The sequence below is a fragment of the Dokdonia sp. Asnod2-E02 genome (assembly GCF_045063915.1).
In the GTDB taxonomy this organism is placed as follows: Bacteria; Bacteroidota; Bacteroidia; order Flavobacteriales; family Flavobacteriaceae; genus Dokdonia.
Map to the genome: position 1 here is coordinate 2,197,027 of NZ_JBEFNX010000005.1, position 23,368 is coordinate 2,220,394.

Annotated in this window: 20 protein-coding genes and 1 riboswitch; of the genes, 14 read left to right on the top strand and 6 right to left on the bottom strand. The window is 39.4% G+C overall.

Translation table 11 applies throughout. The features are described from left to right. The first annotated feature begins 52 nt into the window (after nucleotides 1-52). Together ACJJVM_RS09910 and ACJJVM_RS09915 are read left to right on the top strand one after the other, a co-directional pair. The gene (locus ACJJVM_RS09910; RefSeq protein ID WP_035334649.1) at nucleotides 53-673 is read left to right on the top strand and encodes a TMEM175 family protein; all 621 of its coding nucleotides are present in this window, start codon (nucleotides 53-55) and stop codon (nucleotides 671-673) included. A 65-nt stretch (nucleotides 674-738) separates the two neighbouring features. Next, on the top strand, nucleotides 739-1,281 hold the full coding sequence (locus tag ACJJVM_RS09915; protein ID WP_405211570.1) for a CIA30 family protein: 543 nt from the start codon (nucleotides 739-741) through the stop codon (nucleotides 1,279-1,281). Nucleotides 1,282-1,404: 123 nt separating this feature from the next. Here the strand turns inward: ACJJVM_RS09915 and metK are convergent, their stop codons facing one another. After that, nucleotides 1,405-2,658: a methionine adenosyltransferase gene (metK, locus tag ACJJVM_RS09920; protein ID WP_405211571.1), complete on the bottom strand. Its 1,254-nt coding sequence runs from the start codon at nucleotides 2,656-2,658 to the stop codon at nucleotides 1,405-1,407. Nucleotides 2,659-3,068: 410 nt separating this feature from the next. Continuing rightward, nucleotides 3,069-3,190: riboswitch (SAM riboswitch) on the top strand. Between the two features lie 158 nt (nucleotides 3,191-3,348). Between metK and ACJJVM_RS09925 the strand changes: the two genes are divergently transcribed. The 8 genes from ACJJVM_RS09925 to ACJJVM_RS09960 all read left to right on the top strand — a co-directional run bounded on the left by ACJJVM_RS09925 (nucleotide 3,349) and on the right by ACJJVM_RS09960 (nucleotide 13,013). Next, on the top strand, nucleotides 3,349-4,641 hold the full coding sequence (locus tag ACJJVM_RS09925) for an O-acetylhomoserine aminocarboxypropyltransferase/cysteine synthase family protein (protein ID WP_405211572.1): 1,293 nt from the start codon (nucleotides 3,349-3,351) through the stop codon (nucleotides 4,639-4,641). A gap of 97 nt (nucleotides 4,642-4,738) precedes the next feature. After that, the gene (locus ACJJVM_RS09930; protein WP_405211573.1) at nucleotides 4,739-5,710 is read left to right on the top strand and encodes an alpha/beta fold hydrolase; all 972 of its coding nucleotides are present in this window, start codon (nucleotides 4,739-4,741) and stop codon (nucleotides 5,708-5,710) included. Then, nucleotides 5,698-6,786 carry an aspartate kinase gene (locus ACJJVM_RS09935; RefSeq protein ID WP_405211574.1) on the top strand — a complete coding sequence of 363 codons (1,089 nt, stop codon included), beginning with the start codon at nucleotides 5,698-5,700 and terminating at the stop codon, nucleotides 6,784-6,786. Before ACJJVM_RS09930 ends, ACJJVM_RS09935 begins: the two co-directional genes overlap by 13 nt. 2 nt (nucleotides 6,787-6,788) lie before the next feature. Further along, a complete protein-coding gene (locus tag ACJJVM_RS09940; protein WP_405211575.1) occupies nucleotides 6,789-7,958 on the top strand; it encodes a trans-sulfuration enzyme family protein in 1,170 nt (389 codons plus the stop codon). Next, nucleotides 7,958-8,956 (top strand): homocysteine S-methyltransferase family protein, encoded by a 999-nt coding sequence (locus ACJJVM_RS09945; protein WP_405211576.1) that lies wholly within the window; start codon nucleotides 7,958-7,960, stop codon nucleotides 8,954-8,956. Before ACJJVM_RS09940 ends, ACJJVM_RS09945 begins: the two co-directional genes overlap by 1 nt. Then, on the top strand, nucleotides 8,956-11,646 hold the full coding sequence (metH, locus tag ACJJVM_RS09950) for a methionine synthase (RefSeq protein WP_405211577.1): 2,691 nt from the start codon (nucleotides 8,956-8,958) through the stop codon (nucleotides 11,644-11,646). The genes ACJJVM_RS09945 and metH overlap by 1 nt, the downstream gene beginning before the upstream one ends. A 3-nt stretch (nucleotides 11,647-11,649) precedes the next feature. Next, entirely contained in the window at nucleotides 11,650-12,615 is a 966-nt protein-coding gene (gene metF / locus ACJJVM_RS09955) for a methylenetetrahydrofolate reductase [NAD(P)H] (RefSeq protein WP_298353763.1), read from the top strand. Nucleotides 12,616-12,629: 14 nt separating this feature from the next. After that, a complete protein-coding gene (locus tag ACJJVM_RS09960) occupies nucleotides 12,630-13,013 on the top strand; it encodes a hypothetical protein (RefSeq protein ID WP_405211578.1) in 384 nt (127 codons plus the stop codon). A 22-nt stretch (nucleotides 13,014-13,035) separates the two neighbouring features. On the opposite strand, the gene ACJJVM_RS09965 is transcribed toward ACJJVM_RS09960, so the two are convergent. Together ACJJVM_RS09965 and pruA are read right to left on the bottom strand one after the other, a co-directional pair. Then, on the bottom strand, nucleotides 13,036-13,704 hold the full coding sequence (locus ACJJVM_RS09965; protein WP_405211579.1) for a carboxypeptidase-like regulatory domain-containing protein: 669 nt from the start codon (nucleotides 13,702-13,704) through the stop codon (nucleotides 13,036-13,038). Between the two features lie 215 nt (nucleotides 13,705-13,919). Then, a complete protein-coding gene (gene pruA / locus ACJJVM_RS09970) occupies nucleotides 13,920-15,551 on the bottom strand; it encodes an L-glutamate gamma-semialdehyde dehydrogenase (RefSeq protein ID WP_405211580.1) in 1,632 nt (543 codons plus the stop codon). A gap of 265 nt (nucleotides 15,552-15,816) precedes the next feature. On the opposite strand from pruA, the gene ACJJVM_RS09975 reads away from it, so the two are divergent. Next, a complete protein-coding gene (locus ACJJVM_RS09975; protein WP_021778064.1) occupies nucleotides 15,817-16,533 on the top strand; it encodes an NRDE family protein in 717 nt (238 codons plus the stop codon). Continuing rightward, entirely contained in the window at nucleotides 16,530-17,540 is a 1,011-nt protein-coding gene (locus tag ACJJVM_RS09980) for a DUF6695 family protein (protein WP_405211581.1), read from the top strand. The genes ACJJVM_RS09975 and ACJJVM_RS09980 overlap by 4 nt, the downstream gene beginning before the upstream one ends. Here the strand turns inward: ACJJVM_RS09980 and apaG are convergent. From apaG to ACJJVM_RS09995, 3 genes are read right to left on the bottom strand one after another with little or no spacing between them, the layout of a single operon-like run. Continuing rightward, a complete protein-coding gene (gene apaG, locus ACJJVM_RS09985; RefSeq protein WP_021778066.1) occupies nucleotides 17,509-17,895 on the bottom strand; it encodes a Co2+/Mg2+ efflux protein ApaG in 387 nt (128 codons plus the stop codon). The two genes, ACJJVM_RS09980 and apaG, sit on opposite strands and share 32 nt — an antisense overlap. A 1-nt stretch (nucleotide 17,896) precedes the next feature. Further along, the gene (locus ACJJVM_RS09990) at nucleotides 17,897-19,090 is read right to left on the bottom strand and encodes a DUF3667 domain-containing protein (RefSeq protein WP_405211582.1); all 1,194 of its coding nucleotides are present in this window, start codon (nucleotides 19,088-19,090) and stop codon (nucleotides 17,897-17,899) included. A gap of 51 nt (nucleotides 19,091-19,141) precedes the next feature. Next, nucleotides 19,142-20,395 carry a DUF5103 domain-containing protein gene (locus ACJJVM_RS09995; RefSeq protein ID WP_405211583.1) on the bottom strand — a complete coding sequence of 418 codons (1,254 nt, stop codon included), beginning with the start codon at nucleotides 20,393-20,395 and terminating at the stop codon, nucleotides 19,142-19,144. Between the two features lie 413 nt (nucleotides 20,396-20,808). Between ACJJVM_RS09995 and ACJJVM_RS10000 the strand changes: the two genes are divergently transcribed. Continuing rightward, nucleotides 20,809-22,155, top strand: a complete 1,347-nt coding sequence (locus ACJJVM_RS10000) for a Na(+)-translocating NADH-quinone reductase subunit A (RefSeq protein ID WP_405211584.1) — start codon at nucleotides 20,809-20,811, stop codon at nucleotides 22,153-22,155. A gap of 3 nt (nucleotides 22,156-22,158) precedes the next feature. Continuing rightward, nucleotides 22,159-23,367, top strand: a complete 1,209-nt coding sequence (locus tag ACJJVM_RS10005; RefSeq protein WP_405211585.1) for an NADH:ubiquinone reductase (Na(+)-transporting) subunit B — start codon at nucleotides 22,159-22,161, stop codon at nucleotides 23,365-23,367. The last annotated feature ends 1 nt before the right edge of the window (nucleotide 23,368 follow it).

Here is a 23,368-nt window from a genome sequence, read left to right on the forward strand (position 1 = left end):
CGACTTCATTCTTTATGAGGTCGCTTTTACTTTTTTTAATTACTTTAGAAAAATGATACAAGAAACTTATGATAAAACACGGGTAATCAACTTCTCAGACGCTGTATTTTCTATCGTAATGACACTGCTTATTCTCGAGGTGGGTGTCCCTACTATAAGTGAGATTAATACAAAACCTTTCAAAAGTGTTCTATCTGCTAGAATACCAGATTTTATTGGGCTTTTTGTGAGTTTTATGGTTAGTGCGCTCTACTGGATGGGGCACATAAAATTAATGCGTTACGTAAATGTGATTTCAGGTAAATTACTTTGGATAAACATCTTTTTTCTACTCGCTATCGTCGTATTACCATTCTCAACTGCGATGTATATAAATGGTTTTGACCAAGCTGGTCCTTTCATATTTTATTGTATTAATCTTAGTGTGATAGGGTTTTTTAATATAGTGATGTTGCGATATGTGTATCACTCAGAAAAGCAACTCTCGGGTTTTACTAGGTTACGATATCGCTGGTACAGAGCTAGGGGTCTTAATGTGATGATTATTTGGGTAATTGCGGGTCTTATAGCAAGCTCTATGCCTAGCCTCTCGCGTTTTATATTTTTACTTCTTTTTGTTGTTCAATTTCTTATTGATCGTCGTTTTAAGAAGAAAATGACACTTGCCGAGTAGTGTTAAAAATGTGGTAAGTATAAGGTTTACGCTTTCGCGAAAGCGTAACTTTAAAGAAAAAAGCTATGAAATATCTCTTAGCCTTACTGATCACAACTACTATGAACACGACACCGCTCTCTTTTGATTTTGGAACTACTTGCAACACTTGTGATGACTGGTTTGTCGTGCTTGATGGAGTAATGGGAGGATTATCTACGGGTAGTATTGAGCAAACTAAGGAAAGTATCATCTTTCGCGGAAGCGTAAGTCTTGAGAATAATGGTGGTTTTGCATCCTTGAGAACTCCTTACCAGTCGTACGATTTGTCGGGTTATAAAACCGTGACTGTGCGATATAAATCTACAGGGCAAGATTTTGGGCTCACGCTCAATAAGTATAAAAGATTCTGGAGACCTAATTATAAAATTAACCTACCCATCACTCAGGGGGAGTGGAAAACCGTCATCTATAATCTCGCAGATTTTGGCATCTACAGACTGGGACAACCTCTGGAAGGGCAGCCCGATAAAGAAGATCTCGCAGATATTATACGCATAGGACTGATTTCAAATACAAAAGCCGCAACAGATTTTGAGATAGAAGTAGATAAAATCATATTTGAGTAACAACATTTCTGTCATTTCGAGCCTGTCAGGAAATCGCATCACATTGAGCGCATATGAGTGATAACATACAAAACAAAAAAAGGGAGCCACTAGGCTCCCTTTTTTACTATCTATAAGGATAGATTATAGGTTAAAAGCTTCTTTTACTTTCTCTACATAATCTAGTTTTTCCCAAGTAAAGAGTTCTACTTCAACTTCCTTTTTCTTACCGTCAAAGCTTTCAAAAGTTTTTGTTACCACTTCGTTTGTACGTCCCATATGTCCATATGCTGCAGTCTCGCTATATATAGGAGAGCGCAGTTTTAATCTGCTTTCTATTGCAGCTGGTCTCATATCAAAAAGTTCGGTTACCTTTTGAGCAATCTCACCATCAGACAGCGACACATTTGATGAACCGTAGGTATCTACAAAGATTCCCATAGGCTCAACAACACCTATTGCATAAGATACTTGTACAAGTATCTCATCTGCTACTCCGGCAGCTACTAGGTTTTTTGCAATATGACGCGTTGCATAAGCTGCAGAGCGGTCTACCTTTGATGGGTCTTTTCCAGAAAAAGCACCACCACCGTGAGCTCCTTTACCACCATATGTATCTACTATAATTTTACGACCGGTAAGGCCTGTGTCTCCGTGAGGTCCACCTATCACAAACTTGCCCGTTGGGTTGATGTGATACTTAATATCATCATTAAAGAGCGCAGCGATATTTTCTGGTAACATTCCTACTACGCGCGGTATAAGAATATCTTGTATGTCACCACGTATGCGACCTAGCATTGCTTCATCTTCATCAAAGTCGTCGTGCTGTGTAGACACAACAATAGCTTCAATGCGTTGCGGCACATTGTCATCACTATATTCAATAGTAACTTGTGCTTTTGCATCTGGACGTAGGTAGGTAATCTCATCATCCTCACGGCGTAGTTTACCTAGTTCAATGAGTAATCTATGTGATAGCTCGAGAGCTAGTGGCATATAGTTTTCAGTTTCCTTAGTCGCATAGCCAAACATCATACCTTGGTCTCCTGCACCTTGCTCTTCTTTGCTCTCGCGGTCTACACCACGATTTATATCGTCAGACTGCTCGTGTATAGCAGACAGTACACCACAAGAGTTACCGTCAAACATATACTCACCCTTTGTGTATCCTATCTTATTAATAGTCTCACGGGCAATTTTTTGAACATCTAGGTATGCATTAGACTTTACTTCTCCTGCAAGAACTACCTGCCCAGTTGTAACTAGGGTCTCGCAAGCAACTTTAGACTGCGTGTCAAAAGCAAGAAAGTTATCGATAAGTGCGTCAGAAATCTGATCTGCAATTTTATCAGGGTGTCCTTCAGAAACAGATTCTGAGGTAAATAAATAAGCCATTTTTTAATTTTTTGTCAAGAAGTAGATTTGACGAGTGCTGGGTAGAAACATAACACAAGAAATGTTAAAGTCTTGTGTTTGATTTTAGCCATTTTTTTTTGAGGTTGCAAGCAGTCAAATCTGTCCTCGTTATTATGGGGACAAAAGTAAAGAAACTTTAATGATATAAATAATCTATTACCCTACCAATCTGGTAGGGTAATGTTATTTTTTTGTGAAAATTTCCTAAGACCTATTTTCTGCTTTTACAGAGGGATTAGAAAAATAGTTTTATATATAGATTAAATATAGTTTAATTTTTACCTAATTGAATTTAACATAACTTTATTTAGAAAATTATTCTAAAAAGTTTGTTTTTGTAAAATTGTTTTTACAATATTTGTGCTCACAAAGTTCAACAACTTATTGAAATGTTATCAAGAAAGGCTGAGGGAATGACCCTATGAAGCCTTAGCAACCCTTTCACTTAGAAAGAAGGTGCTACATTCTACCCAAGAGTCGCTCATTACCGAATCTTGAGGATAGATAACATCGAGCAGTACCGCTCAGGTACGTGCTTATGTTTTTTCTTATAATATTTTTCTTAAAAATCTTGAGAGCCTGTAAAAAGGTTTAAGAGACGTTTGGCTTTTGTTTTTAATCCTTTCACACAAGGTGAGAGGGAATCTATTAAACTCAAAAAAAAGAAAAATGAGTACACAAAAATTAGCAACCAAAGCGTTGCACGCAGGACACGATTATGCAGCAAACGGAGGAACAAGAGCCGTGCCTATTTACCAGAGCACTGCCTACGTTTTTAATGATGCAGACCACGCAGCAAACCTTTTTAACCTCTCTGAGCCAGGTTTTATCTACACACGCCTTAATAACCCTACAAATGATGTGCTAGAGAAGCGCCTCACAGAGATAGAAGGAGGGCTGGCAGCTGTAGTAACCGCATCTGGTACTGCGGCAATTAACACCACACTACTTACACTCTTAAAGCAAGGAGACCACGTAGTAGCCTCAAGTAGTCTTTATGGAGGAACGTATAATTTACTAAGTGTGACACTTCCTCGTTTTGGGATTACAACCACTTTTGTAGATCCTTCAGATCCAGAAAATTTTAAAAACGCAGCACAAGAAAATACCCGTGCCTTCTTTGTGGAGTCACTAGGTAATCCCAAGCTGGATGTATTAGATTTAAAAGGTATTTCCGCTTTCGCGAAAGCGCACAAAGTGCCTTTTATTGTAGATAACACGGTGGCAACTCCAGCACTTCTTAATCCAATTGAGCACGGGGCAGATATCGTGATTCACTCTCTTACAAAATATATAAACGGTAATGGTACCGCACTAGGTGGAGTGATCATAGATGCAGGAAAATTTGATTGGAGTAATGGTAAATTTCCTGAGTTTACAGAGCCATCTGCCGGTTACCACGGCTTAGTGTACCACGATGCACTAGCAGAGGCAGCGTTTATTGCAAAGGTGCGCATAGAAGGATTGAGAGATCACGGTGCGGCATTGAGTCCATTTAATGCATTCCAAATATTGCAAGGGCTAGAAACACTAGAAATTAGATTGCAAAAGCACTCGCAAAATGCACTTGCACTTGCACAGTGGCTAGAAACTCGTGATGAGGTGGCGTGGGTAAACTACCCAGGTCTTGAGTCAAGTAAGTACAATGATCTTGCACAGCAATACTTGCCTAAGGGGCAGAGTGGGATTGTAACCTTTGGTATAAAAGGTGGTTTTGAAAGTGCAAAAACTATTGCAAACAAGACTAAGCTTTTCTCACTACTCGCAAATATAGGTGATAGTAAATCACTCATTATACACCCAGCGAGCACCACACACCAGCAACTCTCAGACCAAGAGCAAGAGGCAACTGGAGTGACTAAAGATCTCGTACGTCTTTCTGTAGGTCTTGAAAATATAGAAGATCTTAAAGAAGATCTCGTAGCGGCTTTTGCGCGCGTAGATAAAACTGTTTTAGTGTAATTAATTGTGATGCTCCAGCTAGCTTTTTTGCCAGAGCTAGTTGGACCTTTTTTTTTACAATAAGTAGCCTTTCACCCCACCTTAAACTACAATACATATGCTTAACATAGTATCCATATCATCTTTTACCACACGTTCTGGTTATCATTGTGACCTCGAAGTGTCATACCAGCTGGCAGGTCAGGTGCTAGGTACAGCTCCTGTAGTACTGGTTAATCACGCGCTCACAGGTAACTCTACCATAACCGGTAATAAGGGCTGGTGGAGTGATTTGATAGGTAAAGAAAAAGCTATAGACACAGGTTGCTACACCATATTATCTATAGATATACCAGGTAATGGCCACGCAAGCACGCAGCGTATTACAGCGTATAAAGAGTTTACTAATTATGACATCGCACGCATACACGGGGAGGTGCTACAGCATCTTAACATAACATCACTTTTTGCCGTTGTAGGTGGTTCCTTAGGAGGGCAAATAGCCTGGGAACTCGCAAGCCAACAGCCAAAGCTTATAAAACATTTAATACCCATTGCGACAGACTGGAAAGCGACAGACTGGGTGATAGCACAATGTCACATACAAGACAGCTTGCTTACCCATTCTAGCCAGCCCGTAGCAGATGCGCGTATGCACGCAATGACCTTTTATCGTACACCAGCTTCTTTTAAAGAGAAGTTTAATCGCAGTAAGCGTGATGAGCAATTGTATAATACACAAAGCTGGCTTAATCACCACGGCATAAAACTCTCAGAACGTTTTTCGCTATCGGCATATAGGCTTATGAATCAGTTATTGCTTAGTGCAGATATTACACAAGGAAGCAAAGATTTTAAAGAGTCCCTACGTGACTTTACCGGTACTGTGCATCAAGTAGCTATAGATACAGACGGACTTTTTCTAGCAGATGAGATGTATGAGACCCACTTGCAATTACAAGAGCTGGGTGTCTCATCTACCTATGATGAGATTAAATCCATACACGGTCACGATGCCTTTTTAATAGAATATGAGCAACTATCAAGTTTTGTAAAACCCATTTTTTCAACACAATTATGTCACAAATAAACATCGCCATTTTTGGTATAGGTAATGTGGGGAGCACGCTCATTACACAGATTACAGATTTTAATAAAAAGTCTTCTAGTAAGCAACTTAACATTTTTTGTATTGCAAACTCTACACTGGCGTTGTTTCAAAATGAGACAACAGGCAGCTGGAGTGCAGATTTTGAGAACCAGGCACATCCATACACACTAGATGATATTTACGCTTACGCGAAAAAATTAAAACAACAACAAGAGTCAAATCACGATGATAAAAGCTCGTTTATCGCGGTAGATGTCACTGCGAGTCCGCAGTTTGTAGAAAACTATGTAGCTCTCGTTGAAAATGGATTTCATATCGTAACGGCAAATAAAATTGCAAACACACGCTCTTATGATTTTTATAAAACGCTGCGTACATCTTTAAAACAGCACAACAAGAAGTTCTTATACGAAACAAATGTAGGAGCAGGACTGCCTGTCATTGAGACCATAAAAAGTTTATACGATAGTGGTGAAGAAATACATAAGGTACGAGGCATATTTTCTGGCTCTCTTAGTTATTTGTTTAACACCTTTTCGGCAGAGGATAAGAGTTTTTCAGACATACTACTTGAGGCAGATGCGTTGGGACTCACTGAGCCAGATGCTAGAGAAGATCTATCTGGTAAAGACGTGGCACGCAAGCTCTTGATTTTAGGGAGAGAGGTAGGCCTCACAAAAGAGTTTGACGATGTAAAAGTACAATCACTAGTGCCTAAAGCATTAAATGGTACCACTACCTTACCTCAGTTTCGCGAAAGCGTAAAAACCCTTGATGCCATTTTTGAGAAAAGTAAATCCCAACTAGGAGCAAATGAAGTGTTGAGACACGTAGGTGAGTTAGATTTAAAAACACAACAACTTGAAGTAAAACTAGTGCAAGAGTCTAAGCACACAGCACTGGGGCAAACGCAAGGTGCAGATGCCGTTTTTGAAATTTATACAGACTCCTACGGTGACCACCCACTTGTGATACAAGGAGCTGGCGCAGGAAAGGCAGTGACAGCGAGAGGTGTGCTAAGTGATATTTTAAAAATCACAACAAGCCTTAACTAGTTATGAGTGATTACCATCCAGATACACTTGCGATACGTACGCAAACAGAGCGTTCTTTACATCAAGAGCACTCAGCACCTGTGTACCTTACTTCTAGTTTTGTGTTTGATACGGCAGAAGAGATGAGAGCATCCTTTGCAGAGGAGAAAAAAAGAAATATTTACAGTAGGTATACAAATCCCAACTGCGCAGAGCTTGTAAAAAAAATATGTTTGCTAGAAGGTGCAGCACAGGGAGTGACGTTTGCTACAGGGATGAGTGCTATTTTTAGCACATTTGCTGCTTTGTTAGATAGTGGAGATCACATACTTTCGGCAAGGGCTATTTTTGGAAATACACATACTCTGTTTACAAAGTATTTACCAAAATGGAATATTTCTCATACCTATTTTGATGGAACAAAACTAGATGACTTAGCATCAAAAGTACAACCTAATACAAAGGTGATGTATGTCGAGTCGCCTACTAACCCTGCAATAGATATAGTAGGCCTACAAGAACTGGGAGATTTTTCTAAAAAGCATAATCTTATTTTTATAGTAGATAATTGCTTTGCAACACCATATTTACAACAACCTATACGTTTTGGTGCGGATATTGTCATTCACTCGGCAACAAAACTCCTAGACGGTCAAGGTCGTACAATGGGTGGTATAACAGTAGGTAGTGCAGCGCTAATTGATAAGATTTATCGCTTTGCTAGAGTTACTGGACCTGCATTATCTCCTTTTAATGCGTGGACAATTTCAAAAAGTCTCGAAACGCTCTCGGTAAGAGTAGATCGTCATTGTAAAAATGCACTTGAGCTCGCAACACACTTAGAGAATCAACCTCAAATCAAAAAAGTCCGTTATCCCTTTTTACCATCACATCCTCAATATACACTTGCTCAAAAACAAATGAAAGCAGGAGGGAGTATTGTAACAATAGAACTTGCTGGCGGATTACAAAAAGGGCGTGATTTTTTAAATGCCATAAAGATGTGTTCGCTCACAGCAAACCTAGGAGATACCAGAACAATTGTAAGTCACCCTGCTAGCACTACCCACAGCAAGCTGTCGAGCGCTGAGCGCGATGAGGTAGGTATTTCAGATGGTCTTATCCGTATATCTGTAGGTTTAGAACATATAGAAGACATTAAAAATGATATTATCCAAGCACTAGAGAACTAATGGCAGCACAATTAAAAATGAACTTGCAAGAACGAATTCTCGTGCTAGATGGTGCGATGGGAACGATGCTGCAGGCATATAACTTTAGTGAAGAAGATTTTAGAGGAGAGCGCTTTAAAGATTATCATCGATCTGTAAAAGGTAATAATGATTTACTGTCACTCACGCAGCCTGCCGCAATTGCAGAGGTGCACCGCAAGTATTTTAATGCGGGAGCAGATATTGTGGAGACTAACACCTTCTCGAGTACCACCATTGCAATGGCAGATTATGATATGGAGGAGTATGTGTATGATTTAAATTACGCTTCCGCGAAAATTGCCAAAGATGTCGCTCAATCTATCACCTTAAAAGAACCTCACAAACCACGATTTGTAGCAGGAAGCATAGGTCCTACAAACAAGACAGCGAGTATGTCGCCAGATGTAAATGACCCGGGTTATCGTGCCGTGAGTTTTGAAGAACTTAGAGTGGCTTATAAGCAGCAAGTAGAAGCTTTGCTAGATGGTGGTGTAGATTTGCTACTGGTAGAAACTGTATTTGACACGCTCAATGCAAAGGCTGCGCTTTTTGCTATAGACCAGGTAAAAGAGGAGCGAGCGGTAGACACGCCAGTAATGATTTCGGGCACTATAACAGACGCCTCTGGTAGAACGCTTTCTGGGCAAACGGCAGAGGCATTTTTAATTTCAGTATCTCATATTCCGTTGTTGTCTGTTGGTTTTAACTGTGCGCTAGGTGCTAGTCAGCTGCAGCCACATCTAGAAGCTATAGCAAGTAAAACAGAGATGGGTATTTCTGCTCACCCCAATGCGGGCTTGCCTAATGCCTTTGGTGAGTATGATGAAACACCAGAACAAATGGCGGCGCAGATTAAAAAATATATCGATAAAAACCTCGTGAACATAGTGGGTGGTTGTTGTGGCACTACACCTGCTCACATTAAAGCTATTGCTCAACTTGTAAAAGGAGTGACTCCACGATCAATAACCTTATAATGAATACTATAACCAGATATATGCGTCTTTCAGGCTTAGAGCCACTAATAATTACTCCAGAAAGTAATTTTATAAATGTGGGTGAACGTACAAATGTAGCGGGTTCAAAGAAATTTTTGCGGCTTATAAAAGAAGAGAAATTTGACGAGGCACTATCTGTAGCTAGAGATCAAGTAGAAAATGGTGCGCAGATCATAGATATCAATATGGACGACGGACTTATTGATGGAAAGGAGGCGATGGTTACCTTTTTAAATCTTGTGATTGCAGAGCCAGATATCGCGAGAGTGCCCATTATGATAGATAGTTCTAAATGGGAGATTATAGAGGCTGGCTTGCAGGTAGTACAAGGTAAATGTGTTGTAAACTCTATTTCTTTAAAAGAAGGAGCAGCCATTTTTATACAACAAGCAAAGGCAATCAAACGTTATGGTGCCGCTGTGATTGTAATGGCTTTTGACGAAGTAGGTCAGGCAGATACTTATGAGCGTCGTATTGAGATTGCAAAGCGCAGCTATGAGATTTTAGTTAATGAGGTAAACTTCCCGGCAGAAGATATCATTTTTGATCTCAATATTTTTCCTGTGGCGACGGGTATGGATGAGCATAAACGCAATGCATTAGACTTTATAGAGAGCACGCGATGGGTAAAAAATAATTTACCTCATTGTAGTGTGAGTGGTGGTGTAAGTAATGTGTCTTTCAGTTTTAGAGGAAATAATGCCGTGCGCGAGGCGATGCACTCGGTGTTTTTGTATCACGCTATTGATGCAGGGATGAATATGGGTATTGTTAATCCCGCCTTGTTGGAGGTGTATGATGATATTCCAGCAGATTTACTAGAGCGTGTAGAAGATGTAATACTCAATAGAAGAGATGATGCAACAGAGCGCCTACTCACATTTGCAGAGACCGTAGGTCAAAAAGAATCTATACAAAAAGAAACCGAAGCCTGGCGAACAGAGGATGTGCAGAGCCGTATCACCAGAGCACTGGTAAAAGGAATAGATGCCTATATTCTGCAAGATGTAGAAGAGGCCAGACAAGCTGTAGATGGTCCTATCAAAGTAATAGAAGGCCACTTGATGACGGGTATGAATGTGGTGGGAGACCTTTTTGGGAGTGGGAAGATGTTTTTACCTCAAGTAGTAAAATCTGCCAGAGTGATGAAAAAAGCCGTTGCTTATTTATTACCCTACATTGAAGAAGAGAAGTTGAGAAACGGTACCCAAGCCGCGAGTCAGAGTGCGGGTAAAATTGTAATGGCGACCGTAAAAGGAGATGTGCACGACATAGGTAAAAACATTGTGAGCGTTGTACTAGCGTGCAATAATTATGAGATTATAGACCTAGGTGTGATGGTGCCGCCAGAAAAAATCATAGCCACCGCTCTTGCCGAAAATGCAGACATCATAGGTCTAAGTGGTTTAATTACACCTAGCCTTGATGAGATGGTTTATCTAGCCAAAGAACTAGCAAGACAAGATATCAAAATCCCAGTTTTGATAGGTGGTGCGACCACAAGCAAGGCACACACCGCTGTAAAAATTGACACGCATTATGAGAGTGCCGTTGTGCACGTAAACGATGCCAGCAGGGCGGTGACTATTGTGGGCGATTTATTACAGAAAGATACAAGTGTTCTTTTTAAAAATAAACTGAAAGAGGAATATGCCCGCTTTCGCGAAAATTTTAACTCAAGACAACGCATTAAGGAATACTTGACGATTGAACAGGCAAGAGCAAATAAATTAAAAATAGATTTTAAAGCCGAAGATATTGTCGCTCCAAAAGAACTAGGTGTACAGGTGATTGAACATTTAGATCTCAACGAACTGGTGCCTTATATAGACTGGAGTCCATTTTTCAGGAGTTGGGATTTACACGGTAAGTACCCAGAGATTTTAACAGATGAGGTGGTAGGAATACAAGCCAGCGAACTATTTGACGATGCACAAAAAATGCTCAAACAAATTATTACCGAAAAATGGCTCACTGCCAAAGCGACTTTTGGACTTTTTAAAGCAAATGCAAATAACCAAGATGATATTGAGGTAAATCAAGAGCGAGTAGAGGGTTCGGTGGTGTTTAGAACGCTCAGGCAACAATCAAAAAAGGCAGCGGGCAAGCCCAATATTGCGCTATCAGATTTTATTGCTCCGCTAGATAGTGGATTGCAAGATTATATGGGTGCTTTTTGTGTTACAGCAGGATTTGGAACAGCCAGAAAGGCAAAAGAGTTTGAAGATGCACTAGATGATTACAGCGCTATAATGATTAAAGCACTTGCAGATAGACTCGCAGAAGCCTTTTCCGAATATCTGCACAAAGAAGTACGCACAAAACACTGGGGATATGCCACTAGAGAAGAACTAGCTAATACAGATTTAATTAAAGAAAAATACCAAGGTATCCGTCCAGCGCCAGGTTATCCCGCTTGTCCAGATCACCTTGAGAAAGAGACTATCTGGAAGTTGCTTGGCGTGGAAGAGTCCATAGGTGTTACCCTTACCGAAAGTTTGGCGATGTGGCCGGCGGCAAGTGTGAGCGGGTATTATTTCGGGCATCCTGAGGCGAGGTATTTTGGCTTAGGTAAAATAAAAGAAGATCAAGTAAAGGACTATGCGAGCCGCAAGAATATTGCTTTCGCGAAAGCGGAAAAATGGCTCACCCCAAATATAGCAGAGTAGATTATGACAAAAGTACGAGATCACATAGCAAAGGCAATAGCAGCAAAGAGAACCGATTTTTCTTTTGAAATCTTGCCACCTCTTAAAGGGCAAAATATCAATACCATTTTTGATAATATAGATCCGCTTATGGAATTTAAGCCGCCTTTTATAGATGTAACTTATCACCGTGAGGAATATATTTATAAGGAGCGTGAGGACGGGTTGCTAGAGAAAAAGGTGGTGCGTAAACGCCCTGGTACCGTGGGTATTTGTGCTGCGATACAAAACCGCTATCAAGTAGATGCAGTGCCGCACGTGTTGTGTGGTGGTTTTTCAAAAGAAGATACTGAGAATTTTTTGATAGATATGGATTTTCTAGGTATTGAGAATGTGATGGCCTTACGTGGTGATGCGGTAAAGAGTGAGACTTACTACAAGCCCAATAAAAACGGAAATATCTATGCGCAAGACCTCGTAGAGCAAATTATTGATTTAAATAATGGCACCTACTTAGATGAAGATTTGCAGAATAGTGCAAAGACAGACTTTTGCATAGGTGTGGCGGGCTATCCAGAAAAGCACCTGGAAGCGCCCAGTCTTGAAAGTGACATTCATTTTTTAAAGAAAAAGCTAGAAGCTGGGGCCTGTTATGTGGTGACCCAAATGTTTTTTGACAATCAGAAATACTTCGACTTTGTAGAAAAATGCAGAGCCGCGGGTATCACAAAACCTATTATACCAGGACTCAAGCCGCTGGCGACAAAGAAGCAACTCAATTTAATTCCGCAACGCTTTAGCGTAGACGTGCCAGATGCATTAGTAATGGAAGTTGTAAAAGCCAAAGACACTGCTGCCATACGCCAGATAGGCATAGAGTGGTGCATACAGCAAAGCAAGGAGTTGCAAGCTGCTGGCGTACCCGTGTTACATTATTACTCAATGGGTAAAAGTGATAATATTAGACAGATAGCAGCGGCTGTTTTTTAAAAAAACCTACTCTTATGGAAGTACTACATTTTTTACTGTTTCTAGCTAATATTAGTATGGCATTTACGTCTTATAAACCATTTGCAGATACCTTGCTCGTGCATTTGGGTAGTGAATTGCCAAAAACTAGAAAAGAGCATAAGGTGAGGGTATACTCAGTCAAGCTATGGGCTAGGTATGTGGTAAAGGTAGCAACTGCTGTAACAGGCGTTCAGTATCTGTGTTATCTGGTAGATCCTATCGCATCTTTTTTTATAGCTGTTGCATTGTGGGTAGTGATTTTTGGGTATGCAATATGGTTCATACCTATGAGAGTGCAGCGTTATGGTAATAGCTTGCGCGAGGTACGCCTTATGGGAATCCCAGAGGTATATGGTGCGTGTAGACTTGCGGGATAGTTAGGTGTTCTCTTATAAGATATTACGATTTTATAACTTTGAGCGGTTTAAGAGGTTTTCCATCTGCAATGATATTTACAATATAAACTCCAGGAGCATAGGATGAAATATCAAGGTTATTTAATTGATTAATATCATATGTAGTCTTAGAGCCTATAATTTGGCCGGTCATAGATGATATTGTAACTGAAACTTTGTGAAAAGTCTCATTAAGTAAGATGTCGAAATATCCGCTAGATGTAGGGTTTGGAAAAGCAGCTCTAATTTTTTCAGGTTGTACGTTTCGCTCGTTATCAATTCTAACACCAATGGCTTTTGCATTACATCTAGCAATTGAGTGAAATTTACAACCACCAATCACTTTTTGTTCGGTCTTTATATTTTGCGCATAAACTATAACTTCTTCCAGATTGTTATTATCTAACTTAATGTTCAAAGTGTTTGAGTGGGTGACTTTAATTTCTCTGGCATTAAAACCAACGTGAGAGATTAATAAAATATCATTTATCTCTGCACTTAATGTAAAATGGCCGTTCTCGTCTGTAATACTTCCTTTCTCGGATCCTTTAATTGTAACCGTGGCAAATGCTAGAGGTGTTTCATCACCATAAATAGTTCCAGCAATTTTTACTTGGGCAATTATATTTAATATAGGTATTAGTGTGAATAGAAGTGCGATAACGGTTCTCATAACTCTTAGTGTTTTTGATTGCTCGACAAACATACTAGCCCTCTATATTTTTTTAAATCTGGAATGAGTGAAGTGGCCTTTTTAATGAGTAAAAAATCCTCTAGCGCCAAATTCTGTAATTCCGCTTTCGCGAAAGCGCAATAAAAAACAGGCTCTCTATAATAGAAAGCCTGTTGCATATTATATACCTCGTCTCAAAGACGAAAAAAGGTAACCTATTTCTTAGCTAAGAAAGGGTATCTGTAATCTGTAGGAGTAACAAATGTTTCCTTAATCATACGTGGGCTTACCCAACGTAGTAGGTTTAAAGCAGATCCTGCTTTGTCATTTGTTCCAGAAGCACGTGCTCCCCCAAAAGGTTGTTGCCCTACAACAGCTCCCGTAGGCTTATCGTTTATATAGAAGTTACCAGCGGCATTTTTAAGTGCTTTTGTAGCTTCTTGTATTGCATAACGATCTGTTGCTAGTATTGCTCCAGTAAGTGCATACTCACTAGTGCTGTCTACAAGCTTAAGCATCTCGCTCCAGTCTTTATCTTCATATACATAAATAGTCATCACTGGGCCAAAAAGCTCTGTGTGCATTGTTGTATAATTAGGATCTGTAGTTACAATAACGGTAGGCTCTATAAAGTATCCTTTTTTCTTATCGTGACCACCACCTACTATAATCTCTGCGTTTGCATCTTCTTTTGCCTGGTCAATGTATTTTGCAAGCTTATCAAAAGATCCTTCGTGTATCACAGCAGTGATAAAGTTACTCATATCTTCTGGAGATCCCATTTTAAAAGACTTTACGTCTTCTATCACAAGCTCTTTAATTTCTTCCCAAGAAGATGCTGGTATGTACCCGCGACTTGCAGCACTACATTTTTGACCTTGGAACTCAAACGCTCCACGAGAGATGGCTGTTGCCACTTGTTTTGCTGGTGCAGTAGGGTGTGCAACGATAAAATCTTTACCACCTGTCTCACCTACAATGCGAGGGTAAGTTTTATAGTTATGTATGTTTTCTCCTATCTTTTTCCACACATCTTTAAATACGTGTGTAGATCCTGTAAAGTGTAATCCAGAAAAATCTGGGCTTGAAAGTACGGTATCTGTAATCATTACTGGATCACCGTGTACCACTTGTATCACACCATCTGGTACACCTGCCTCACGGAAGATGTCAAGTATAATCTTTGCAGAAAGCATCTGGCTATCTGAAGGTTTCCATACCACAACATTCCCCATAAGTGCACAAGCAGCAGGAAGGTTTGCAGCGATGGCTGTAAAGTTAAAAGGAGTAATCGCATAGATAAATCCTTCTAGCGGGCGATATTCTAGTCTATTCCAAGCTCCAGAGGTAGACTCTGGCTGCTCGTTATAGATATCTGTCATAAACTGCACATTAAAACGTAAGAAGTCTATAAGCTCACAAGCAGCATCAATCTCTGCTTGATAAATCGTTTTAGACTGGTTAATCATTGTTGCAGCATTAATCTTTGCGCGGTAAGGCCCAGCAATAAGCTCTGCAGCTTTTAAGAAAATACCAGCACGTTGCTCCCAAGGAAGCTCTGCCCACTCCGTACGGGCCTCAAGTGCCCCAGCGATAGCCTGGTCAATGTGTGTTTTTTCGGCAAGGTGAAACTCACCTACCACCTTCTTGTGATCGTGCGGTGGCGTGATAGGTTGTGTATTTTTAGTACGCACCTCTTTACCGTTTATGTACATAGGTACTTCGGTATGTGCGTTAAATAACTCTTTATAAGCTGCGGCAACGGCCTCGCGTTCTGGAGAGCCTGGTGCATAAGATTTTACCTCTTCGTTTACAGCGATTGGAACTTGAAAAAATCCTTTTCCCATAGTGGTGTTTGGTTTTAATTTTTTGGTAGTGCAAAAGTACAAATTCTATTGCGATAGCTCAGCGGTTTGGCAATACTGTAACAGTTGGGGTTTTTTACGCTTTCGCGAAAGCAAAATAGAAGACAATCACATCTAAATTTGTTAATATCACATTTTAGTATGAGTGTGGCTACTGTAGACAGTCATACGTACAAAATAATAGGTATCGAAACCGCAAGTGTAGGCTTTTTCGTAAGTTGCAAACAGAACTTACGACCCATAAAGAATGTGCACAGTTACTTATATACCTAAAAAAGATAACACTTTTATTCTAACCTCTAACCGTGACGAGGCTTATGGAAGAACCACACTTGCGCCTAGCTTTTATGATATAGATGGGGTGAAAATGCTGTTTCCAAAAGATGCCGTAGCCGGAGGATCGTGGATAGGAGTTTCAGAAAAAAATACAATGATTTGCCTTCTTAATGGAGGGTTTGAAAATCATATCAAGGTTGAGGATTATAAGATGAGTAGAGGCGTAGTGGTAAAAGAACTACTTAAGTCTGATGATTTAACGACTTCTATAAATGATTTTGACTATGAGGGAATTGAGCCCTTTACCATTATAGCTATAGATTGGAACACTGGTCTCAAGGCAACAGAACTGGTTTGGGATGGAGTGAAGGCTCATATAAGCGAACTAGATGATTTACCAAAAATATGGTCTTCTTCTACACTGTATACTACAGAGATGAAGGAGAAGCGTAAAAAGTGGTTTAAAACATTTGCTCAAAATACTGATTGGAGTAGTGAGCAATTATCAAGTTTTCACACCACAGCTGGTGAGGGAGATGAAAAGGTAGATCTTAAAATGAATCGCGGTAAACTAGGAACCGTAAGTGTTACCCAAGTAGAAAAGACTAAGGAAGATTGTATAATGACCTACCGCGATTTACAAAAGGATGAGGTGCACATTACTAACTTTGATACAGTTGCTGTTTGAAAAATACAGGTAAAATAATAGTGCTTGCTTTTCCAGATACTTTTGTAAAAATGTCTGATGAGCTTATGTGTAAAATATTACCACTGGTAGGTTTAGGCACACGCACACATATTAAAGCAGGTCACGCTGCGCTGGTTCTTATAGAAAATGAAACGGGAGTGGCTCAGTACTTTGATTTTGGCAGGTATATTACTCCTCCAGGCAAGGGAAGAGTGCGTGGGGCTCTTACAGATGTAGAGCTAGTTGTGCCCGTAAAAGCTCAGATAAAAAATCATAAATTAATTAATCTTAATGAGCTTTTGCTATGGCTAGAAGCGCATCCAGAAAAAACACACGGGGAGGGTCGTCTTGTTACATCCTTATGTGATACGGTAGATTATGATAAAGCTCTCTCATATATAATGGGTCTTCAAGGGCAAGGGAGTATTCCTTACAAAGCCTTTGGAAAAGTGGGAAGTAACTGTGCAAGATTTGTGACAGACACGATTCTAGCTAGTACAAATAATAACTCCATAATAAAATATCTTAAGCGCAATAAGAAATTTACTCCCAGCACCGTGGGTAATGTAGAGCGTAGTGCATCACAAGACGGGGTGTATGAGGTGTATAATGGGTGTATTAAGCCATACACATCTACAGCCTTAAAAGAAAACCTCACAAACTTCTTTGACCGAAAGGTTCCTGAGGTTCTTGATCAAGATGGGATAAGTATTGAGGTGCCAGAAGGAGCTACCTTTCTAGATGGGACGGGTAGTGGAGCTTACTTTTATTTAGAAGTCCAGGGTGATAAGACTAAGGCATTAGTAAAAAGATATACAGAGCGTGGAGTGCAAGACTTTTGTGGTACTGCACAATTGCCAGAAGGGTTTGATGCTACACAACCTTATAAGTTTGTTTATGATAGTAACTGTTTGTACTGTACAATACAACAGGGAGAAGAGATTTTTCGCCTTGAGCTTACAGGGCAAACGGCAGCTAGTTTAATGCAAAAGGTGCGCTCAGCTTAAAGGCAGGTATTTTTACTCTGAATTTTTTTGTGGTTGTAAAGTTTACCATCTGGTAATGCCCTTCCATAGAGCCAAAGGGAGATGTAAGTAAGCAACCAGAACTATAGGTGTGGCTTTCGCCGGGTTTCAAAACAGGTTTTTTACCTATCACACCCTCGCCATTTACGACTTCGGGAGTGTTAAGAGCGTCTTGTATTTTCCAGTGACGTGCCATAAGTTGCACGCTATCTTTACTCTGGTTGTCTATGGTTACTTTGTAGCCAAAGGCGAAGTGCATTTTATAGTTTTTATAAAACGTGCCCTCAAAGGTAGTCTCTACCGAAATCTTTATGCCTCTAGTTACTTGTTGTACCATTTTAAAATAAAAATGCGGTAATCGCAAAGAAGATTACTGCAAATAATGTCGCTCCTAAATAGAATACTATGTTTAAAAATACAAATTTTAGAATTGTCCACCTGCGTTTTTGTTTGTAAAAATTACGCAACGCCTTGTAAAAGTAAAATGGACCCACAAGAATGAGTAATAGAGATGCAACTATTTCATCTCCAATAAGTAGGTCTGGAATAAGAGCAATAAGCAATACTAAAAACACCCAGCTGAATATGTGAAATATAAAGACTAAGTGTTCCATATAATTAAACTTCTTCTTTGAATAAATTAGCCATAAGAAAAGCGCAAAAATAGGTGCAAAAAAGAATAAGAAAAACGGAATCTTAGAAGCTAGAAATCTTAAAAAACGAGCCGGATTATCCTTAACGCGTTTTATATCCTCATTCTTGCTATATAAAAATACGTTTGTTCTGGTCTTGCTGTATTTTAAGCTATCTAGAGCTTCTTGTGGGTCACTTATGTCTGTGTATTCATAAAAGTCGTAAAATATCTCGCCTTTTGTAAATATGTTCTCAAGATAGATGCCGTTTATAGAGCTTTCGGCTCTTGTGTCATAAGGTACTTTTACGATGGAGTCTTTTTTTGCTTCTTGTGCTTGTTTTCTCTCTTTTAGCTTTTTTACACTCTTCTCTACAGTGTTGTTTATTTTTTCTTCAAGGAGTTGTGCTTCTTCATTGTTGAGGTTTTGAAACTCGTTGAGATCAATGTCTTTTGTGATTTCTTTTATGGAGTCTATATCATCTTTGGCTTGGTCTACATTGAGTTGCACGACACCTTCATCTGTAAAATCTAAGTCATTATTACCATTTATAAAACCTATGATTGCGAGTAATATAAAATAAGAAATGGACGCACTCAGAAAAAACCGAAAGGGGTTTGCATATTTGAGGCGCTTCCCTTCTACATAGTACCTTGTGATGGTTCCTGGTTTAAAAAGTAGGTCTTTAACGGTATATCTAAAACGGGAGTCATAAGTAAACACACTCAGTACAAACTCATTAAAGAAGTCTTTTATAGTGAGCCGTTTTGTCGTGTTAATTTGCCCGCAGTATGCACAATAACGATCGGTAAGGTCTAGCGGGTGCCCGCAGTTAAGGCACTCAACGCCACGATATTTCATCGCCTTACGTGAGTTAGATTTTACAGGTGTTTCCTTCATCCCTGTAAATATATGATTTTAGTGAATACGCTTTCGCGAAAGCGTAAAAATCTAATTTGTTATTTGTGAAGAATTAGTTTGCCCTAAGCCTACCAGCTCGTCAAAACGTCCTCCAGGCTTACGGTAATACACTAGTATTTTATAGTTGTTTTCTGTTTGCCAGAAGTTCCCGTCTAGACTATTCTTATAATCTATACTTCCATCTTTGTTTACTAGCACATAATTGTAGTTGTAAAAACCTTGTTTAAGTAAATACGGTAGCTCGTATCTTCTAGTGCGGGTGTTCCACTCCAGTTTTGTGCTATTGTCTATTACATAGTTATTAAAGCTTCCGTAAAGATGTATAGACTGTTCATCGAGAAGTTTAGGGTGTCTCAAAGAGAAGTGTATCCATACATACTCTGCCTCGGTAAGAGGTGTGCGACCTTGTAGGGTGTTTATGAGAAAGTTTCCGTTTATATCTGGATTGTAGGTGTACGGCTGGTCATACCTAGCTGGATTAGAGTATAGGTAATTGTGATACAGACTCTTGAGCTCTATGCTTTTTATGGCAAAAGTAGCGGCTCGCACATCCTTGTTTTCAAAGTTAAAAAACTCATTGCCACCCCAGAAAGCGGTCTCTTGGTCATATCTATACTCGAGTCTGTTACCTATATTGTATTGAGGCTCTATGCCTGTAATGGCTGTTTTGAGGTTGTTGTTTTGTATTAAAACTGTGTGAAGATTTTGTTTTGGGTTTATAATAACTTCATCTCCAGAGTCTATAAAAAATCGCAGCACTTGTTTTGAGTTGATGTATTGTAAATCTCTTGACCTTTTTACTTGAGCTCCCACCTTAAATTGGGATGAGAATATCATAAACTTACGAGAGAAAACGAGCTCGTTTTCTTCATCATAAATGCTAAGGAGGTAATTGCCCGTTTTTGTGAGACGCTTAGTCATCTGGTTAGGTATAGACAGCTCATAGTGCGTGTATAACTGGAGCGTTGCAACCGAGTTTTCAAAATTGAGGATGCGCACATTATCCATCCCTTGCATATACTCAGATCTAGCAAGGCTACTCTCTGTCCAGTCTGCATTGTGATGCGTGATTTTATAAAAGTAATCACGCTCATCTCCATAAATATCGTCAAAAGAAAGCGACAACCTGCTACCTAGTTGTAGTATGGGTAAAGATGTTCCAGATCTGTTGGTAGCGTTAAATTGTACCGTTTTAATAAAAGGAGGTTCGGGTACTTCTTGTGCTACCTGTGCAAAGGTTGTAAACGTTGCAAATAGTAAGAAAAGCGTAAAATAATTTTTCATAATGGATTGATGGTTGCCAAATATAAACAAATTTGATGCCGAGATATTGCGTTGAGGTGTGCGTGATGTGATGTGGCACTGTGTTTTTTACGCTTTCGCGAAAGCGTATTTAGAATTTTAGAAATTGAAGAAGTTATAGGGCAGTAATTAATTTGTAAAGTGCTTAATGTGAGTGGGTAATGAATATAAACCACGAGCAGTGGTGTATACTTGAAGTTATTATGAGTTTTGTGGAGCGTCTAAGTGCGGTTTTCTCAAAAAAGAGGTGGTTTATTAAACAGATTGATAACTTATTATTTAGAAGCATTATAAATAATACTTTCACTTTTTCTAGCTCGGAAAAATGAGACGTATTTTGTAAATTTGCGCACCTCAATTTTAGAGGATTTTAGATAACATAAATCTACTGACATATGTCAAAAGACATCAGAATCAAAAAAGGTCTTGATATCCGATTAGTAGGCGAAGCAGAAAAGACAATTTCTGAAGGGCCTAGATCGCGTACCATTACTATTAGGCCTTCAGATTTTCATCTCGTGACTCCTAAAATGGTCCTTAAAGAAGGAGCTAGCCTTAAGGCTGGAGATGAGATTTTCTACTCAAAGTCTCAAGAAGAAATCAAGTTTGTATCTCCAGTTGCTGGAACAATTACAGAAATCAAGCGTGGCGCTCGCCGTGTGATTACTGATATTGTGATTGAAGCAGATTATGCTGGTGCTACTCGTGATTTTGGAGCGTTGAGTCCAACTGCAGATGCTGCTACTGTAAAAGCAAGATTGCTTGAAGGTGGTGTGTGGCCGTTTATAAAACAACGTCCTTATGATGTGGTTGCAAACCCAACAGTATCTCCAAAAGCAATTTTTATATCTGGTGTAAACACTGGACCGCTTGCTGCAGATCTTGATTTTGTACTGGCAGGTAAAGAAGCAGAGCTGCAGGCAGCAGTTACAGCATTAGGAAAACTTACAGATGGTGGTGTACACGTTTCTATAGGTTCTAGTGCATCTGTATTTGCAAGCCTTACAGGTGTTACAACATATACAGTAAAAGGACCACACCCAGCTGGTAATGTAGGAACCTTAATAAATAAAACAAGTCCTATTAACAAAGGTGAGACAGCCTGGACGGTTGCAGCACAAGATCTTGTTGTAATAGGAGAGTTGTTACTTACAGGCAAGTTTAACGCACAACGTGTGATATCGGTTTCTGGGTCTTCTATAAAAGCGCCTAAGTATTACCGTACAATCATAGGTGCAGAGGTTTCTACATTTGCATATGATGCTGGAGTAGATGGTGATAATAATCGCTTCATCTCTGGTAATGTATTAACAGGTACTAAAGTTAAGCCAGACGGAGCTCTTGGTTTTTATGCAACAGAGTTTGTAGTAATACCAGAGGGTGATGATTATGAATTCTTCGGGTGGAATAAGCCTGTTTTTGATAAAATCTCTCCATCTAGAGCGCTTACTTTTTCTTGGTTACAGCCTAAAAAGAAATATGATCTAGATACAAATACAAACGGTGAGCACCGTGCATTTGTAGTAACTGGAAATTATGAAGAGGTTTTTCCTCTAGATATTTACCCTATGCAAATTCTTAAGGCTTGTATGGTAGAAGATCTAGACGAGATGGAGGCTTTAGGAATGTATGAGGTGGCCCCAGAAGATTTTGCACTTACAGAGTTTATGTGTGTGTCTAAGCAGCCACACCAAGAGATCATTCGTAAGGGATTAGATGTTATGTATAAAGAAATAGGATAAGTTATGGGAATGAAAGAAAGTTTACATAAGCTTAAAATGAAGTATGAAGGGAAGAAGATGGCTCCGGCTTTCAACGCGCTTCACACTTTTTTATACGCTCCTAACGAGACTACACACAGTGGTGGTCACATAAGAGCGGTAGATGATTTAAAACGTACAATGAACACGGTAATCATAGCATTGATTCCTTGTTTACTGTTTGGTATTTTTAATGCTGGTTACCAGCATTACCTTGCAACAGGAGAGATTGAAGCAGCTCAAGGGTTCTTTAGTACTAACTTCTGGAATCTAGACAACTTCTCTATAGGAGCTTGGACAGTACTTCCATTAGTAATTGTTTCTTACGGTGTAGGATTACTTGTAGAATTTATTTTTGCTGTTATAAAAGGACACGAGGTAGAGGAAGGTTACTTAGTAACTGGAATGCTTGTGCCACTTATTGTACCTGTAGATATTCCGTTATGGATGCTTGCAGTAGCGGTTGTTTTTGGTGTAGTAATAGGTAAAGAAGTTTTTGGAGGTACAGGGATGAATATATTAAACCCAGCGCTTACTATACGTGCTTTCTTATTCTTTGCATACCCAACGTGGATGTCTGGAGATAAGGTGTGGGTACACCAAGCAGTAGAGAGAGCAGGAACACCAGATGCAATATCTGGAGAAACTATCTTAGGTAGTTATGCTCAAAATGCAGCAACGATTAATTATGACTACACAGATATGTTCTTAGGATTTATTCCTGGATCTGTAGGGGAGACTTCTAAAATACTCATTATAGTAGGAGCCTTATTCTTAATCTTTACAAAGATAGGTAGCTGGAGAATCATACTTTCTACTATAGTAGGAGCACTAGCAATGGGACTTATCTTTAATGGAGTTGTAGATGCAGGATGGATAGATGATACTAGTAAGTTTTATGGCTTAATGAGTGTTCCTTTCTGGCAACACCTTATCATAGGTAGTATTTTATTTGGCGCAGTATATATGGCAACAGACCCAGTAACTGCATCACAAACTAATAAAGGGAAATACATTTACGGTTTCTTAATAGGTTTTATATCTATTATGATACGCGTATTTAACCCGGCATACCCAGAAGGAGTATTCCTCGCGATCTTATTAATGAACGTATTTGCTCCTACAATTGATCACTACGTGGTACAAGGGAATGTGAAGAGAAGAATGAAGCGTCTTAAACTTAAAACAGCATAAC